Below are 15,520 nucleotides of genomic sequence, written 5' to 3' on the forward strand. Positions count from 1 at the left end.
CCCCCCTCCCGGCTGGGGGGAGGGGAGGTTTGATGGCAGGGGCAGGCCCTTATTCTGCCGCGTGGGGTGTGGCTTTCTTCCGACCGAGCGCCTCTTCCAGAAGCGAGATCCGGCCTTGCAGGAGCGCCACATCAACCTGATTGCGGGCGACATTGTCGGCCATGACCAGTGGGTCGGGGGCGACGGGTTCCACGTCCTTCTTGCCAAGGAAGCGGCCCAGCACCCAGGAGAAGAAGCGCGAGAGGTCGTCCATCGCGAGATACATCGACGGCACGACGACCAGGCTGAGAACGGTCGAGACGATGATGCCGCCCATCACGGCGATGGCCATCGGGGCGCGGAAGGCTCCGCCCTCACCAACCCCAAGGGCCGAGGGCAGCATCCCGGCGGACATCGCGATAGAGGTCATGACGATGGGGCGCGCGCGCTTGTGGCCGGCCTCGATCACCGCTTCGATCCGGTCCATGCCGCGGACGCGCATCTCGATGGCGAAGTCGATGAGCAGGATGGCGTTCTTCGCCACGATCCCCATCAGCATCAGGATGCCGATCAGGACGGGCATCGACAGCGGGTTCTGGGTGATGATGAGCGCGGCCGCCACCCCGCCTACGGACAGAAGCAGCGAGAAGATGATGGTGATCGGTTGCAGGACCGAGTGGAACAGGAGGATCAGGACGAACATCATCAAGAGCACGCCCAGGATCATTGCGCCCTGGAAACTGCCCAGAAGCTCGGCCTGGACCTCGGCGTCGCCCGAGGGCGTGACCTGGACCGAAGCGGGCAGGCCCAGGGATGGAAGCAACTCCTGGAAGCGGGCCGTGGCCTGGTCGAGCACGAAGCCGGGCGCGATGTCGGCGCCCAGAGTGGCGACGCGCAGGCGGTTCAGGCGTTTGACCACCGAGGGGCCCTCGGCGACCTTTACCGTGGCGACGGTCGCCAGCGGCACCGGGCCGCTTGCGGTCATCACTTTAAGTGCCGAAATGCGGGCGAGGTTGTCGCGCGAAACCTCGTCCAGCTGCACCCGGATCGGGATCAGCCGGTTGTCGATGGAAAGCTTGCCAAGGGCCGCCGACACATCGCCGATGGTGGCGACGCGGACGACGGATGCGATCTGCTGGACGGTGACCCCCAGGCGCGCGGCCTCGTCTGCTTTGGGTGTGATCTGGATTTCCGGCCGGGGCAGGGCGGCCTCGGTCGAGGTGTTGAGGAACATCGGTTCCTGGCGCAGCGCCTCTTCGATCTTCTGGATCGCGAGGTTCAGGTCGTCTTCGTCCACCGAAAGGATGTCGTAAGAGAAGGGCCGCGCACCGCCGCCCATCGTCGCGGCCTTGAAAGCGCGGACGTCGGGGATCAGGTGCAGCGCCTCGAAGACTTCGGTCTCGATCTCGTTCTGGGGCCGCAGGCGACCTTCGGAGGGGATCTCGGGGATCAGCGCGCCGATGCCGGGCAGGGCGCGGCCAAGGTCGATCAGCTTGCGCTGCAGCCCGTTGTCGAGGCGGTCGAGGATGATGGTGAAGGTGGCGCGGCGTGTGTCGCGGTCGCCAAGCGGGGTGGAGCCGCCTATGACCAGGACGGATTTGACTCCGTCGATGTCCTTGACCACCTCGCGCATCGCGTCGGTGGTGGCGGCGGTGTCGTCGAGGGTCGAGCCGGGGGGAAGTTCCACGGAAACGACGATGCGGCTTTCATCCTCGGGCGGGAACAGACTGCCGGGGACCTGAAGCATGGCGATGACCGAGAAGATCACCACGATCACCGCGACGACAAGGGTGATGTAGTAGGTCGGCAGTGCCAGCCAGCGGCGGGTCTTGGAGCGGCGGACTTTTGTCGTGGCGTGGACCAGCCACATGTAGCCGCGCATGATCGCGCCGTCCTTTTCGCCGTCCTCATGCCCCACCGCGTCCTTGGTGCGCATGAGGTAGGCGGCCATCATCGGTGTGATGAGGCGGGCGACCAGGAGCGAGAACAAGACGGCAATGGCGACGGTCAGGCCGAATTGTCGGAAGTATTGGCCGGGGATGCCTGGCATGAACGACACGGGCACAAAGACCGCGACGATGGTGAAGGTGGTGGCGATGACGGCAAGGCCGATCTCGTCGGCCGCGTCGATGGCGGCGCGGTAGGGCGTTTTGCCCATGCGGATGTGGCGGGCGATGTTCTCGATTTCGACGATGGCGTCGTCGACCAGGATGCCGGTCGCCAGCGTCAGGGCGAGGAAGCTGACCAGGTTCAGCGAGAAGCCCAGCATGTCCATCAGCCAGAAGGTCGGGATCGCCGACAGGGGCAGGGCTATGGCCGAGATCAGTGTCGCGCGCCAGTTGCGCAGGAAGGCCAGCACGACCAAGATCGCCAGAAGCGCGCCTTCCAGCAGGGTGTGGATGGCGGCTTCGTAGTTGCCGTAGGTGTAGAAGACGGAATCGTCGACCATCGTGATGCCGACGTTCGGAAATTGCTGGCGCAGGTCCGCGACCACGTCGTTGGTGATCTCGGCGACCGAGACTTCCGACGCGCCCTTGGACCGGAACACAAGGAAGGTGACGCCCGGTTCGCCGTTGATGCGGCTGAAGCTTTTCAGCTCTTCATAGCTGTCGATCACCTGGCCAAGGTCGGAGAGCTTGACGAAACGCCCCGACGGCAAGGCGATGGTGGTGTTCGCCAGGCTCTCAACCGTGCCGCTGTCGCCCAGGGTGCGGATCACCTGTTCGCCGGTGCCAAGGCTGATCTTGCCCGAACCGAGGTTGGCGTTGGTCTGGGCGATCTGGGCGCTGATGGCCTGGGCGGTGACACCGTAGCTGTCCAGCCGCACCGGGTCGAGTTCAACGCGGATCTCGCGGTCGGCCCCGCCGATGCGGGTGACGCGGCCGATGCCGGGCTTGCCCTGCAACGAGCGGGTCACGGTGTCGTCGACGAACCAGGAGATTTCCTCCATCGTCATGTCGGGGGCGGTGACCGAGAAGGTCATGATCGCCTGGCCCTCGACGTCGATGCGGGTGACGATGGGCGCCTCGATCCCGCCGGGCAGGTCGCCGCGGATCTGGTCGACGGCGTCCTTCACGTCCTGGACGGCCTTGTCGGTCGGCACTTCCATGCGGAATTCGATGACGGTGGTGGACACGCCGTCGGTCACGGTCGAAGTCACGCGCTTGGCGCCGGTCAGGCCCGCGACGGCATCCTCGATTTCCTTGGTGACCTGGCTTTCCATTTCGGCCGGGGCGGCGCCGGACTGGGCGACGGAAACGGCGACGAGGGGCACGTCGATGTTCGGGAAACGGGTGATGGGCAGCGCGTTGAAGCTTTGCCAGCCGAGGACCAGCAGAAGGAAGAAGCCAAGCAGCGGTGCGACGGGGTTGCGGATCGACCAGGCGGAGAAGTTCATGGTCGCGCTCCTTAGTTCACGGCGGCGGGGGCGGGGACCGGGTTGATCCGGTCGCCGGGGCGGACGAAGGCCCCGGCCTTGGTCACGACGAGATCGCCCTGGTTCAGGCCCTCGGTGATCTCGACCAGCCCACCGTCGCGGATGCCGGTCTTGACGGCGACACGCTCGACGATGCCGTCGGTGACGCGCATCACCGAAGCGCCGTCGGGGGTGGAACCGATGGCGGTGACCGGGACGGCCAGGGCTTCGCTCTGGGCGGCCAGGATTTCGGCTTCGACGAACATGCCGGTGCGCAGGGAGACATTGTCGCTGTCGACCGTGATCCGGGCGCGGCCCAGGCGGGTCACCGGATCGATGGCGGGTTCGACCAGGCGGAGGGTCCCTTCCAGAACGCCGCCCATGCCGACAGCGCGCAGGAGCGCCTTCTGGCCGGGAGCAAGGCGGAGAAGGTCGGTTTCGGCCACGTCGGCGCGCAGTTCCAGTGCTGCGTCGCGGGTGATGACGAACATCGGCTGCCCGGCGGCTGTGGCGATGGCACCGATCTTGGCGTTGCGGGCGACGATCTTGCCGGCGACGGGGGCCTTCACTTCGGTGCGGCTGAGCATGAGGTCAACGTTTTCAAGCCGCGCTTCGGCCAGCGCCAGTTGCGCGCGGGCGGATTCAAGGCCTTGGGTCGCAACCATCACCCTGGCATCGGCCGAAAGCGCATTGGCCCGTGCTGTATCGGCCTGGGCCTGCGGAGCAGTCCCCTGTTCGCGCAGCTTCGTCGTGCGGTCGGCCACGCGCTGGGCTTCGTCGCGCGTGGTCTGCGCTTCGACCAGCTGCGCTTCGGCCTGGGCAATGGCGGATTTCGCGGCGGCCAGCGAGGCGGCGGATTCGGTCTTCTGCAGGTCCAGTGTGGTCCTGGAGAGGACGGCCAGCACCTGCCCTTCGCTCACCATGTCGCCCACGTCGACCAGCAGCTGATCCAGCGGCTGACCTTCGACCAGGGGGGCGACCTGCACCTCTTCGACGGCGGCGATCAGGCCCGAGGTGATGATCCGGTCGGACAACCGCGCCAGTCCCACGGTGCTGACGGTGATCGCGGGCAGGACCGAGGCGGCTTCGGGGATGTTTTCGGCGGCGACAGCCTCTTGCGCCTGGGCGGGCAGGAGCGGGGCGAAGGCGAGAAGGGCGGCAAGGATCAGGGTCGGGCGCATGGGCTTAGCCTTCTGCTTTGTCGTTGGAAATATGGGCAAGGATGCCGTCGATCACGGCGACGACCTGGGCGGCAAGGGCGGGGCTGGCCGGGCCGCACTGGGCGGTGCGGGTCGCCATCGCCTTCACCAGCATGACCAGCATCTGACACTGGCCTTCGTAGCGGGTGCGGGCATCTTCCACCGGGCGGCGGGTGGCATGGGCAAAGATCGCCGTCAGAAGGGAGACGATGGTTTCTTCCATCTGGCGCGCGGCCTCGCCGATTTCGGGCTTGCGGATCGCGGCGGCGGTGATCTCGGCCCAGAGCTGGCCATCCTTCATCGACTCTTCCGAGAAGTGGTTCAGGATGCGGTCGCGCAGGCAGACCATTGGCGTGTCCGAGGTCTGGATCTGCGCGAATTCGCCCTGGATCTCGGCCAGGTCATAGCCGCACATCGCCTGGACGATCGCGGCCTTGGACGGAAAGTAGCGGTAGAAGTTGCCGACGCTCATCCCGGCAGAGCGGGCCAGGTCCTGCATCGAAGCCCCGTCGAAGCCCTTTTCAGCAAAGGCCTGACGGATCGAGGCCAGAATCTCATGGCTGCGCGCGTCAGCCGCAGGATGGGGGGCGGCGGGAAGTGGCTGGGGCAGTGGGGGCATGGTCAGGAAGCCTGGGAATGAACGTTCATTCACTGCAAATAGCGAAGCTTCCGCAGAGGTCAAGTGTCTTTACGGCAGAAGGGCTGCACTGGATGTGTTGTGCTTCACTTTTCGCCGGTTTTGGCCCAAAGGAGCGGCAGCACAAGGACGAATGGCATGGCAACGGGCATCAGTTTCAACGTGGCGGCGACCGATGGCGCGGCGCGGACCGGGGTGATTTCGACCCCGCGCGGCGGGATTCGCACCCCGGCCTTCATGCCGGTGGGGACAGCTGCCACGGTCAAGGCGATGCTGCCGGAAAGCGTCGCGGCGACCGGGGCGGACATCCTTCTGGGCAACACTTACCACCTGATGCTGCGGCCCACGGCGGAGCGGGTGGCGGCTCTGGGCGGGCTGCATCGGTTCATGAACTGGTCAAAGCCGATCCTGACCGACAGCGGCGGCTTCCAGGTCATGTCGCTGGGGGCCTTGCGCAAGCTGACGGAAGAGGGGGTGCGGTTTTCGTCGCACATCGACGGGTCCAAGCACATGCTGACGCCGGAGCGCAGCATGGAGATCCAGAAGCTGCTGGGGTCCGACATCGTGATGTGCTTTGACGAATGTCCCGCGCTGCCTACGACCGAGGCCGAGGTGGCCAAGTCGATGCGCCTGTCGATGCGCTGGGCGCAGCGCAGTCGCGATGCCTTTGGCGACCGGCCGGGGCATGCGCTGTTCGGGATCATGCAGGGCGGTGTGACGCGCGAGTTGCGCGAGGAAAGTGCCACGGCGCTGCAGGGGATCGGCTTCGACGGCTATGCCGTGGGAGGCCTTGCGGTGGGCGAGGGGCAGGAGGCGATGTTCGGCGTTCTGGACTATGCGCCGGGGTTCCTTCCCGCCGACAAGCCGCGCTACCTGATGGGCGTGGGCAAGCCCGACGACATCGTGGGCGCGGTGGAACGGGGCATCGACATGATGGATTGCGTGCTGCCCTCAAGATCCGGGCGGACCGGGCAGGCCTGGACGGCGCGCGGGCAGGTGAACCTGCGCAACGCCCGCCACAAGGACGACCCGCGACCCCTGGAAGAGGGTTGTCAGTGTCCGGCCTGTCGCAGCTACAGCCGTGCCTATCTGCACCATGTGGTGAAGGCCGATGAGATCATCGGCTCGATGCTGCTGACCTGGCACAACCTGCATTATTATCAGGTGCTGATGCAGGGGCTGCGGAGCGCCATCGCCGCCAGCACGCTGGCCGCTTTCGTGGCGTCGTTCCACGCGACAAGGGCAGCCGGAGACCTTGATCCGCTCTGACCGGGGGCCGGTAACGGCAAATAGGCTGTGCGAAAATGCACGGATGTCGGGGCTGAAACGCGGGTTGTGACTATTTTTGCAGAGCTTACCTAGAATTGCGAACCTACCGTTCAAGGAAGTATCCAGATGACCGACCTGCTTTTCACCCCCACCAGCCTTGGCGACATCACGGTCAAGAACCGCATTGTGATGGCCCCGCTGACCCGCAACCGCGCCCGGGCCGAGGATGACACCCCCTTCGACATTCATGCCGAGTACTACGCCCAGCGGGCCGGGGCCGGCCTGATCATCACCGAAGGCACCCAGATCTCGCCGGAAGGGAAGGGCTACGCCTGGACACCGGGCATCTACTCTGAAGCGCAGGTCGCCGGGTGGAAAGCCGTCACCGAGGCGGTCCATGCCAAGAGCGGCAAGATCGCGGCCCAGATCTGGCACGTGGGCCGGATCAGCCACACTTCGCTGCAGCCCGATGGTGCTGCACCCGTCGCGCCGTCGGTGATCGGGGCCGCGTCGAAGACCTTTGACGGCACGGGGTTCGTCGAAACCTCGGTCCCGCGCGCGCTGGACCTGGCCGAAATCCCGCGCGTGATCGAGGACTACCGCCGCGCCGCCCGCAACGCCGACGCGGCGGGCTTTGACGGGGTCGAGATTCATGCCGCCAACGGCTATCTGATCGACCAGTTCCTGCGCGACACCTCGAACACCCGGACCGATGCCTATGGCGGGTCGGTCGCCAACCGTGTCCGCTTCCTGGCCGAGGTGGTGACGGCGGTCACCGAAATCCTTGGCCCCGGTCGGGTCGGTGTGCGTCTCAGCCCGTTCTCGAACGCCAACAACGTCGGCATCGACAGCGACACAATGGCCACCTTCGGCGCGGCGATTGACGTGCTGAACGCGGCCGGCGTCGCCTTCCTGCACATGGTCGAGGGGCAGACCGGCGGCCCGCGCGACTGGCCGGAGGGTGCCGTCGAGGCCCTGCGCGACCGCTTCAACGGGGCCTACATCGCCAACAACGGCTACACGCGTGCGACGGCCATTGCTGCGGTCGCGTCAGGCAAGGTCGATCTGGTGGCTTTCGGCAAGCTTTACATCTCGAACCCCGACCTGGCCGAGCGTCTGGCCCAGAACGCGCCGCTGAACCCCATGCCGACCGAAGGCCTTTATGGCGGCGGGCGCGCGGGATACACCGACTATCCGACCTTGGCCAAAACCGCCGCGTGATCCAATGACCCACCCGGACCCGGTGACGGGTCCGGCGCTTTCGCACCTTGCACCCATTCACGCAGAGGTTCATTCTGTCGAACCAAAGCAGAACTTGAATCCCCCGCAAAGGGACCACAAGTTAACAACTCTGAAGGCGGAGCGGGCAGGGTTGCCGATGGTCGGGACCCCGCAACGCTGCCGCGAACGAAGGTAGACACATGAGCACCCAAAGCTATCCGGTCCTGCCCCTGCGCGACATCGTGGTGTTTCCCCACATGATCGTGCCGCTCTTCGTCGGCCGCGAGAAATCGGTCCGCGCGCTGGAAGAGGTGATGCAGGACGACAAGCAGATCCTGCTGTCCTCGCAGAAGGACCCGACTGCCGATGATCCGGCGTCGGAAGACATCTTCCGCGTTGGCGTCCTGGCCAATGTTCTGCAACTGCTGAAACTGCCCGATGGCACCGTGAAGGTGCTGGTCGAAGGCAAGTCGCGCGTGAAGATCACCGGCTTTGTCGAGAACCCGGCCTTCTTCGAGGCGACGGCCGAAGCCCTGCCCGAAACCGACGGCGATGCCACCTCGGTCGAGGCGCTGGTCCGGGCTGTCAGCGAAGAATTCGAACGCTATTCCAAGGTGAAGAAGAATATCCCCGAAGAGGCGCTGGCCGCCGTTTCGGACACGCGTGAACCGGCGCGGCTGGCCGACCTTGTGGCCGGACACCTGGGCGTCGATGTGGCCCAGAAGCAGGCGATCCTGGAAACATTGGACGTCGCCGAGCGGCTTGAGAAGGTTTACGGCCACATGCAGGGTGAACTTTCGGTCCTGCAGGTCGAGAAGAAGATCAAGACCCGCGTCAAGACCCAGATGGAGAAGACCCAGCGCGAGTACTATCTGAATGAGCAGATGAAGGCCATTCAGAAGGAACTTGGCGACGGCGAGGACGGCCAGAACGAGGTCGCCGAACTGGAAGAGCGTATCCGCAAGACCGAGCTGTCCAAGGAAGCGCGCGAAAAGGCCGATGCCGAGCTGAAGAAGCTGAAGTCGATGTCGCCGATGTCGGCGGAAGCGACGGTGGTGCGCAACTATCTGGACTGGCTCTTGGGCGTTCCGTGGGGCGTGAAGTCCCGCGTCAAGAAAGATCTCGGGGCGGCGCAGAAGGTGCTGGATACCGACCACTTCGGCCTGGACAAGGTCAAGGAGCGGATCGTCGAGTATCTGGCGGTGCAGGCCCGTTCGACCAAGCTGAAGGGCCCGATCCTGTGCCTTGTCGGCCCTCCGGGCGTGGGCAAGACCTCGCTGGGGCGGTCCGTTGCAAAAGCCACGGGGCGCGAGTTCATCCGCATTTCGCTGGGCGGCGTGCGCGACGAATCCGAAATTCGCGGTCACCGGCGGACCTATATCGGGTCGATGCCCGGCAAGATCATCCAGTCGCTGAAGAAGGCCAAGACCACCAACCCGCTGATCCTGCTGGATGAAATCGACAAGATGGGTCAGGACTTCCGGGGCGACCCGGCGTCGGCGCTGCTTGAGGTGCTGGACCCCGAACAGAACAACACCTTCGTCGATCACTACCTGGAGGTGGAGTACGATCTGTCCAACGTGATGTTCATCACCACGTCGAACAGCTACAATATGCCGGGTCCCCTGCTTGACCGGATGGAGATCATTCCGCTGGCCGGCTACACCGAGGACGAAAAGCGCGAGATCGCGCGCGGGCACCTTCTGCCCAAGCAGATCGCTGCCAACGGCCTCAAGAAGGGCGAGTTCAGCGTCAGCGATGACGCGCTGACCCATGTCATCCGCTACTACACCCGTGAGGCGGGTGTGCGGAACCTGGAGCGCGAGATCGCCAAGCTGGCCCGGAAAGCCGTGACCGAGATCCTGAAGGGCAAGACCAAGAAGGTCGAGGTCGATCCCGCCAAGGTCGAGGAATTCCTGGGCGTGCAGCGGCACCGTTACGGCCTGGCTGAAAAGGAAGACCAGGTCGGCGTGGTCACGGGTCTGGCCTGGACCAGCGTCGGCGGCGATCTTCTGCAGATCGAGGCGCTGAAGCTGCCGGGCAAGGGCCGGATGAAGACGACCGGGAAACTTGGCGACGTGATGAAGGAATCGATCGACGCGGCGGCGTCCTATGTCCGCTCGATCAGCCCGAAGATCGGGGTGAAGCCGCCGAAGTTCGAGACGATGGACATCCACGTCCACGTGCCGGACGGGGCGACCCCGAAGGACGGGCCCTCGGCGGGCCTGGCGATGGTGACCTCCATCGTGTCGGTCCTGACGGGGATTCCGGTTCGCAAGGACATTGCCATGACCGGCGAGGTTTCCCTGCGGGGCAATGCGATGCCGATCGGGGGTCTGAAGGAGAAGCTCCTTGCGGCGCTTAGGGGCGGGATCAAGACGGTCTTCATCCCGGAGGAAAACGCCAAGGACCTGGCGGAGATTCCGGCGAATGTGAAGGAAGGCCTGACGATCATCCCCGTGACCCACGTCCGCGAGGTTCTGGCCCAGGCTCTGGTGCGCCAGCCCGAGCCTGTGGAATGGGACGAAGCGGCGGAAGAAGCCGCCGCCGCGGCAAGGGCGGCCTCGGCGACCCAGCCGGTGCAGACGGCGCATTGATCGGCAGTCCATGACTGGAAAGGCGCGCTTCGAAAGGAGCGCGCCTTTTCGATTGGGACCATGCAAATCGGCTGGCTCTGTGCGTCGGGGCGGACTATCGTCCCGCCAACACTCCTGAACCAAAGAAGGCATCATGGCTCCGCGCTCTCCCAAGGATCCCGAAACGGAAGCCGCCAAGCCGGCGCGACCCTCCAGGGCGGCAAAGGCCAAGCCTGCTGCCGGCGCCCCAGAAAAGCCGCCGCTGCGGGTCGTGGAGGCAGAATCCGTTCCGACACCTGGGGCGGACACTATCAAGCTGAAGGACCTGATCGATCAGGTAGCGCAGGCGACGGGTGGCAAGAAGGCCGACGTGAAGCCGGTGATCGAGGCGCTGCTGACCGCGATGGGCACCGCTTTGGCCACCGGCAAGTCGCTGGCAATTCCGCCGTTGGGAAAGCTGCGCGTGGTCAAGAACAAGGGCCCCGCGCTGACCCTGAAGCTGCGGCTGGCCGACGGTGCGAAGGCGGCCGGATTGGCTCTTGCGGATGACGGCGAGGATGGCTAAAAGCCGCCGCACCGAGTTTTGAATTCGGGCGATTAGCTCAGCGGTAGAGCGCTTCGTTCACATCGAAGATGTCAGCGGTTCAAATCCGTTATCGCCCACCATCCCTACCCAAGGCGCGCCCCGACTGGCGCGCCTTTGACATTTCGGGGCCAATCGAACGGTCGCCGAGCGGGTTCGGCTCAGGTCAGTATGCCCTGTCCGCGCGCGTGCCGCGCCAGCCACAGCAAGGCAGCGGCGATCAGGACCACGATGCTCAGGACGACGACTTGCGGGGTTCCAAGTGCTGCGAACACACCGTGGACAATGTCACCAAGGTACAGCGCGATGTATCCTGCCAGGGATGCGGCGAAGACCGGAACGGCTGACGCCTTCCGAACCAGAAGCAGCCCGCAGCCCAGGGCCCCACCGAAGACTCCAATGGCGAAGACCACGGTCATCCACGCCGGATAACCCAGCATCACCGCGGCCTGGTCAGCCGTCAGGCCTTGCGCCTGAAGGCTTTCCGGCGTCGCCGAAAGTGATCCGATGAACTGCACCGCGCCAAACAGGTTCCACGCCAGACCAAGTCCGGCTGCCGCCCAAAACCAGAGCGCAGGTCGTCCGGCAGATTTCTCCAGTGCGATTTCACTGCTCATCCCTGCGGCTCCTTGTTGAAGGTGGTTGATCGCGCCTAGGTTTGTACATACTCAGTTATGATTGCGATTGCAATCATAAATTCCGGGAGATGCCAGACGTGGTCAAGGTGACAAAGGAGGCGGCACAACAGAACCATCAGGACCTGGTGCGGGCAACCGGCCAGATGATGCGGGCGCAGGGAGTTTCGGTGGCAACAGTCGCGAACATCGCAGCGCACGCGGGTCTGACACACGGAGCGATCTACCGGCACTTCTCCTCGAAGGACGACCTGGCAGCAGCCGCGATCAGCGCCGATTTCGACACCATTGTCGCGCTTGTGAACCGGATCGGCGCAGAGGGCGGCAGTCTTGCGGACTACTTTCGCGCCTATCTTGCAGCCGACCACCGTGACCATTTCGTCTGGGGCTGCCCGGTGGCGCCGCTGGCCGCCGAGATCGGCCGCACCGTGCAGCCCGTCAAGGCCGCCTTTGCCGAAGGTCTGGCACGGAATCTGGCGGCCATTGCGGCCCTCTCGGGTATAACGGACGAGGCCGAGGCCCGCAGCTACGCCATCAGCGCCCTTGCGACGCTGTCCGGGGCTATGGCGATGGCACGGGCGACGCGCGGCTGCGAACCGGAAACTTCGCAGCAGATCCTGGAAGAGACGCTGCGAACCCTGCTTGCGGACCCCCGGATTGCAGGACGCGCCCAGGTGACATCCTGACCCGGCTTGCCAGTCGTGTCTGTGCCGGGTAAAGCCTTGGGCCAGGCGGGCGGTTAGCTCAGTTGGTAGAGCGTCTCGTTTACACCGAGAATGTCGGGGGTTCGAGTCCCTCACCGCCCACCATCCCCGTATTTCCCGCGACAACGCCTGCGGTTTGGCCGATGATGTGGGATGACCGGCGGCCTTGACCCGGATCAAGGCCCGCCCTTTGTGCAACCTTTAGGCTTCCCGTCCGAAAGGACTTGCCGATGCCTGACACCAGCGACATCGTCTTCCGCGCGACGGGCCTGACCAAGGTCTATCGCACCGGCGCGCTGGAGGTCCACGCGCTGCGCGGCATCGACTTCCAGGCGCGGAAGGGTGAGTTTATCGTCATTCTGGGTCCCTCGGGGTCGGGGAAATCGACCTTCCTGAACATCGTCGGAGGGCTGGACCGCGCCAGCGGGGGGGAGGTCTGGTTCGAAGACCACCAGCTGACCGCATTGGACGAGGGCCAGTTGACCCAATACCGGCGCGACCATGTGGGCTTTGTCTTCCAGTTCTACAACCTCGTTCCCAGCCTGACCGCGCGCGAGAACGTTCAGCTGGTGACCGAGATCGCCCGCCATCCGATGCGCGCCGAGGATGCCCTGGCCCTGGTCGGCCTGCAGGACCGGGCGAACCACTTTCCGGCGCAGCTTTCCGGGGGTGAGCAGCAGCGCGTCGCGATTGCCCGCGCCATCGCCAAGAATCCCGAGGTCCTGCTGTGCGATGAACCCACCGGGGCCCTGGACAGCACCACGGGGATCAAGGTGCTGGAGGCACTGACCCAGGTGAACCGGGTTGTGGGCGCGACCACGCTGGTCATCACGCATAACGCCGCCATCCGCGACATCGCCGACCGGGTGATCCGCTTTGCCGATGGCCGGATCGTCGAGGAAACCGTCAACGCCACCAAGAAGCAGCCCGCGGAGGTCGTGTGGTGATTTCTCCCCTCCGGCGAAAGGTCCTGCGTGACCTTGGCCGTCTCTGGGCGCAGGTGCTGGCGATTGCGCTGGTGCTTGCGGCGGGGGTTGCGACGCTGATCCTGGGGAACGGAGCGTATGCTTCGCTGTTCGAGACGCGGGCACGCTATTACGAGGAGAACCGCTTCGCCGATGTTTTCGCCGACGTGACCCGTGCGCCAAGGGCGCTTCTGGGCGAGGTGGCCGACATCGAGGGCGTGCTGGACGCCGAGGCGCGGATCGTGAAGCTGGGCCTTCTGGATCTGCCCGGAATGGTGGAGCCGGGGTCGGTCCTTTTCGTCTCGCTGCCGGAAAACGGTGGGCTGAACCGGCTTTACCTGCGCCTTGGGCGTCTGCCCGACCCGCTATCGGCCAACGAGATCGTGGTCAGCGACGGGTTCTCCGCCGCACATAGGCTGGGGCCGGGCGACCGCCTTCCGGTCCTGATGAACGGCAAGCGGCGCGAGCTTCTGATCACTGGCGTCGCCCTTTCACCCGAGTTCATCTATGCGCTTGGCCCCGGCCAGATGATGCCCGACCCGCGCAGGTTCGGGGTGGTCTGGACCCCGCGCGCCGGTCTGGAGGCGGCGTATGATCTTGAGGGGGCGTTTTCCAATCTGGTCCTGAAGCTGGCACCCGGCGCCAATCCCGACCGGGTGATCGAAGCTCTGGACCGGCTGACCGAACGCTATGGCGGGGTCGGGGCGACTGGGCGCGCTGACCAGATCAGCCACGCCTTCCTGGACGCCGAACTGAAGCAGCTTTGGGCGATGGTCCGGGTGCTGCCGCCGATCTTTCTTCTGGTGGCCGCGATGCTGGTGAACATGACGCTGTCGCGACTGATCACCCTGGAACGCGAACAGATCGGGCTTTTGAAGGCCATCGGCTACACCTCGCGAGCCGTGGCGCAGCACTATGTCGAGTTCGTCGTCCTGATCGCAGTGGCGGGCATCGGGATCGGCTTTGCCGCCGGGGCCTGGCTGGGGTCGGAACTGGCGCAGATGTATGCGCGGTTCTTTACCTTTCCCTATCTTGTCTTCACCCGCGACCCGGGTCTTTACGGTCTGGCCGCCGTGATCACTCTGGCCGCGGCAATTGCAGGGGCGCTTTACGCGGTTCGGTCGGTCCTGAAGCTGCCCCCCGCCGTCGCAATGGCCCCCCCGTCGCCCGCCGTCTACCGCGAGCGTGGGGCCTGGGTCCGGCGCTTCTTGAAGCTGCCCCAGACCGGGGTGATGGTCGTCCGACACCTGATGCGCTGGCCCTATCGCACGGCCAGTTCGACCCTGGGTGTGGCGATGGCGGTGGCGATCCTGGTGGCATCGCTGTGGTCGTTCGGGTCGATTGACCGGATGATTGACGTCACCTTCTTCCGGGCCGAGCGTCACGATGCCCAGATCGTCTTCGGCACGCCCGAACCTCTTGGGGCCGCCTTTGCCGCCCGAGGTCTGCCGGGCGTCATGGTGGCCGAGCCGTTCCGCCAGGTTGCGGCCAAGATCAGCCACCTGGGACGCGAGAAGACGCTTGCGATCATGGGTCGGCCCACCGAGCCGCGTCTGTCGCGCGTGCTTGACCCGGACTTGCGCCCGATGCCGATGCCCGAGGCCGGGCTGATCCTGTCCGAAGCTCTTGCCGATGCCCTGCAGGTCCGCCCCGGCGACCGCGTCACAATCGAGATGCAGGAGGGCCGCCGCGCCACCTTCACCCTGCAGGTCAGCGGGTTGTCCGTCGGCTATGTTGGCCTGGGTGCCGCGATGGAGATCGGGGCGCTGAACCGGCTGATGGGCGAGGGGGCGCTGATCTCGGGCGTCAGCCTGATGATCGACGATGCCCGCACCGCCGAATTCTATGCCGCCGCCCGGACCACTCCGAAGACCGAGTTGATCAGCGTCACCAGCCTGATGCTGAGCCGTTTCCGCGAGACGCTGGCCGAGAACATCACCGTGATGGTGACCGTCTATGTCGTGCTTGCGGGGATCATCGCCATCGGCGTCGTCTACAACTTCTCGCGTATCTCGCTGTCCGAGCAAGGCCGCGAACTGGCCAGCCTGAGGGTCTTGGGCTTCACCAATGCCGAGGTCTCGGGTGTTCTGTTCGGCGAACTTGGCACCGTGGTCCTGCTGGCGCAGCCCCTGGGCTGGCTGATCGGCTACGGAATCGCCGCGGCGATGGCGGCGGCCTTTTCCTCGGACCTTTACCGCGTGCCCTTTGTCGTCCAGCGCGATGTCTATGCCATCGCCAGCCTTGTCGTCTGTGCTGCCGCTCTGGTGTCGGCTTGGGCGATCCGGGGCCGCATCAACAATCTCGACATGATCGAAGTCCTGAAGACACGGGAGTAGC

11 protein-coding genes and 2 tRNA genes are annotated in these 15,520 nt (G+C 65.3%); 9 read left to right on the forward strand and 4 right to left on the reverse strand.

Translation table 11 applies throughout. From position 1 onward, the window contains the following. Positions 1-49: 49 nt before the first annotated feature. The 3 genes from Q8M85_RS16135 to Q8M85_RS16145 are packed head-to-tail and all read right to left on the reverse strand — an operon-like array spanning position 50 to position 5,212. A complete protein-coding gene (locus Q8M85_RS16135; RefSeq protein WP_305546446.1) occupies positions 50-3,376 on the reverse strand; it encodes an efflux RND transporter permease subunit in 3,327 nt (1,108 codons plus the stop codon). 11 nt (positions 3,377-3,387) lie between these two features. Then, positions 3,388-4,575 carry an efflux RND transporter periplasmic adaptor subunit gene (locus Q8M85_RS16140; RefSeq protein ID WP_305546448.1) on the reverse strand — a complete coding sequence of 396 codons (1,188 nt, stop codon included), beginning with the start codon at positions 4,573-4,575 and terminating at the stop codon, positions 3,388-3,390. Between the two features lie 4 nt (positions 4,576-4,579). Then, on the reverse strand, positions 4,580-5,212 hold the full coding sequence (locus Q8M85_RS16145; RefSeq protein ID WP_305546450.1) for a TetR/AcrR family transcriptional regulator: 633 nt from the start codon (positions 5,210-5,212) through the stop codon (positions 4,580-4,582). A gap of 156 nt (positions 5,213-5,368) precedes the next feature. On the opposite strand from Q8M85_RS16145, the gene tgt reads away from it, so the two are divergent. The 5 genes from tgt to Q8M85_RS16170 all read left to right on the forward strand — a co-directional run bounded on the left by tgt (position 5,369) and on the right by Q8M85_RS16170 (position 10,962). Beyond that, positions 5,369-6,499, forward strand: a complete 1,131-nt coding sequence (tgt, locus tag Q8M85_RS16150) for a tRNA guanosine(34) transglycosylase Tgt (protein ID WP_305546452.1) — start codon at positions 5,369-5,371, stop codon at positions 6,497-6,499. A gap of 126 nt (positions 6,500-6,625) precedes the next feature. After that, entirely contained in the window at positions 6,626-7,720 is a 1,095-nt protein-coding gene (locus Q8M85_RS16155; RefSeq protein WP_305546454.1) for an alkene reductase, read from the forward strand. 200 nt (positions 7,721-7,920) lie between these two features. Further along, positions 7,921-10,317: an endopeptidase La gene (gene lon, locus Q8M85_RS16160; RefSeq protein ID WP_305546456.1), complete on the forward strand. Its 2,397-nt coding sequence runs from the start codon at positions 7,921-7,923 to the stop codon at positions 10,315-10,317. 133 nt (positions 10,318-10,450) lie between these two features. Beyond that, on the forward strand, positions 10,451-10,861 hold the full coding sequence (locus tag Q8M85_RS16165) for an HU family DNA-binding protein (RefSeq protein WP_305546458.1): 411 nt from the start codon (positions 10,451-10,453) through the stop codon (positions 10,859-10,861). A gap of 26 nt (positions 10,862-10,887) precedes the next feature. Beyond that, a tRNA-Val gene (locus tag Q8M85_RS16170) sits at positions 10,888-10,962 on the forward strand. A gap of 78 nt (positions 10,963-11,040) precedes the next feature. On the opposite strand, the gene Q8M85_RS16175 is transcribed toward Q8M85_RS16170, so the two are convergent. Continuing rightward, the gene (locus Q8M85_RS16175) at positions 11,041-11,496 is read right to left on the reverse strand and encodes a hypothetical protein (RefSeq protein WP_305546460.1); all 456 of its coding nucleotides are present in this window, start codon (positions 11,494-11,496) and stop codon (positions 11,041-11,043) included. Between the two features lie 98 nt (positions 11,497-11,594). On the opposite strand from Q8M85_RS16175, the gene Q8M85_RS16180 reads away from it, so the two are divergent. From Q8M85_RS16180 to Q8M85_RS16195, 4 genes are all read left to right on the forward strand, one after another. Beyond that, positions 11,595-12,200, forward strand: coding sequence for a TetR/AcrR family transcriptional regulator (locus Q8M85_RS16180; RefSeq protein ID WP_305546462.1), 606 nt, complete (start codon positions 11,595-11,597; stop codon positions 12,198-12,200). Between the two features lie 47 nt (positions 12,201-12,247). Continuing rightward, positions 12,248-12,323, forward strand: a tRNA-Val gene (locus Q8M85_RS16185). Between the two features lie 125 nt (positions 12,324-12,448). Beyond that, the gene (locus Q8M85_RS16190; RefSeq protein WP_305546464.1) at positions 12,449-13,165 is read left to right on the forward strand and encodes an ABC transporter ATP-binding protein; all 717 of its coding nucleotides are present in this window, start codon (positions 12,449-12,451) and stop codon (positions 13,163-13,165) included. Then, a complete protein-coding gene (locus Q8M85_RS16195) occupies positions 13,162-15,519 on the forward strand; it encodes an ABC transporter permease (RefSeq protein WP_305546466.1) in 2,358 nt (785 codons plus the stop codon). The genes Q8M85_RS16190 and Q8M85_RS16195 overlap by 4 nt, the downstream gene beginning before the upstream one ends. The last annotated feature ends 1 nt before the right edge of the window (position 15,520 follow it).

Source organism: Tabrizicola sp., from assembly GCF_030694085.1.
In the GTDB taxonomy this organism is placed as follows: domain Bacteria; phylum Pseudomonadota; class Alphaproteobacteria; order Rhodobacterales; family Rhodobacteraceae; genus Tabrizicola.

What these genes read in the sequence shown, in the direction of transcription:
- Q8M85_RS16165 (WP_305546458.1), top strand. Translation starts at nt 10,451, where the DNA reads ATGGCTCCGCGCTCTCCCAAGGATCCCGAAACGGAAGCCGCCAAGCCG.
- Q8M85_RS16175 (WP_305546460.1), bottom strand. Translation starts at nt 11,496, where the DNA reads ATGAGCAGTGAAATCGCACTGGAGAAATCTGCCGGACGACCTGCGCTC.
- Q8M85_RS16190 (WP_305546464.1), top strand. Translation starts at nt 12,449, where the DNA reads ATGCCTGACACCAGCGACATCGTCTTCCGCGCGACGGGCCTGACCAAG.
- Q8M85_RS16140 (WP_305546448.1), bottom strand. Translation starts at nt 4,575, where the DNA reads ATGCGCCCGACCCTGATCCTTGCCGCCCTTCTCGCCTTCGCCCCGCTC.
- lon (WP_305546456.1), top strand. Translation starts at nt 7,921, where the DNA reads ATGAGCACCCAAAGCTATCCGGTCCTGCCCCTGCGCGACATCGTGGTG.
- tgt (WP_305546452.1), top strand. Translation starts at nt 5,369, where the DNA reads ATGGCAACGGGCATCAGTTTCAACGTGGCGGCGACCGATGGCGCGGCG.
- Q8M85_RS16145 (WP_305546450.1), bottom strand. Translation starts at nt 5,212, where the DNA reads ATGCCCCCACTGCCCCAGCCACTTCCCGCCGCCCCCCATCCTGCGGCT.
- Q8M85_RS16135 (WP_305546446.1), bottom strand. Translation starts at nt 3,376, where the DNA reads ATGAACTTCTCCGCCTGGTCGATCCGCAACCCCGTCGCACCGCTGCTT.
- Q8M85_RS16155 (WP_305546454.1), top strand. Translation starts at nt 6,626, where the DNA reads ATGACCGACCTGCTTTTCACCCCCACCAGCCTTGGCGACATCACGGTC.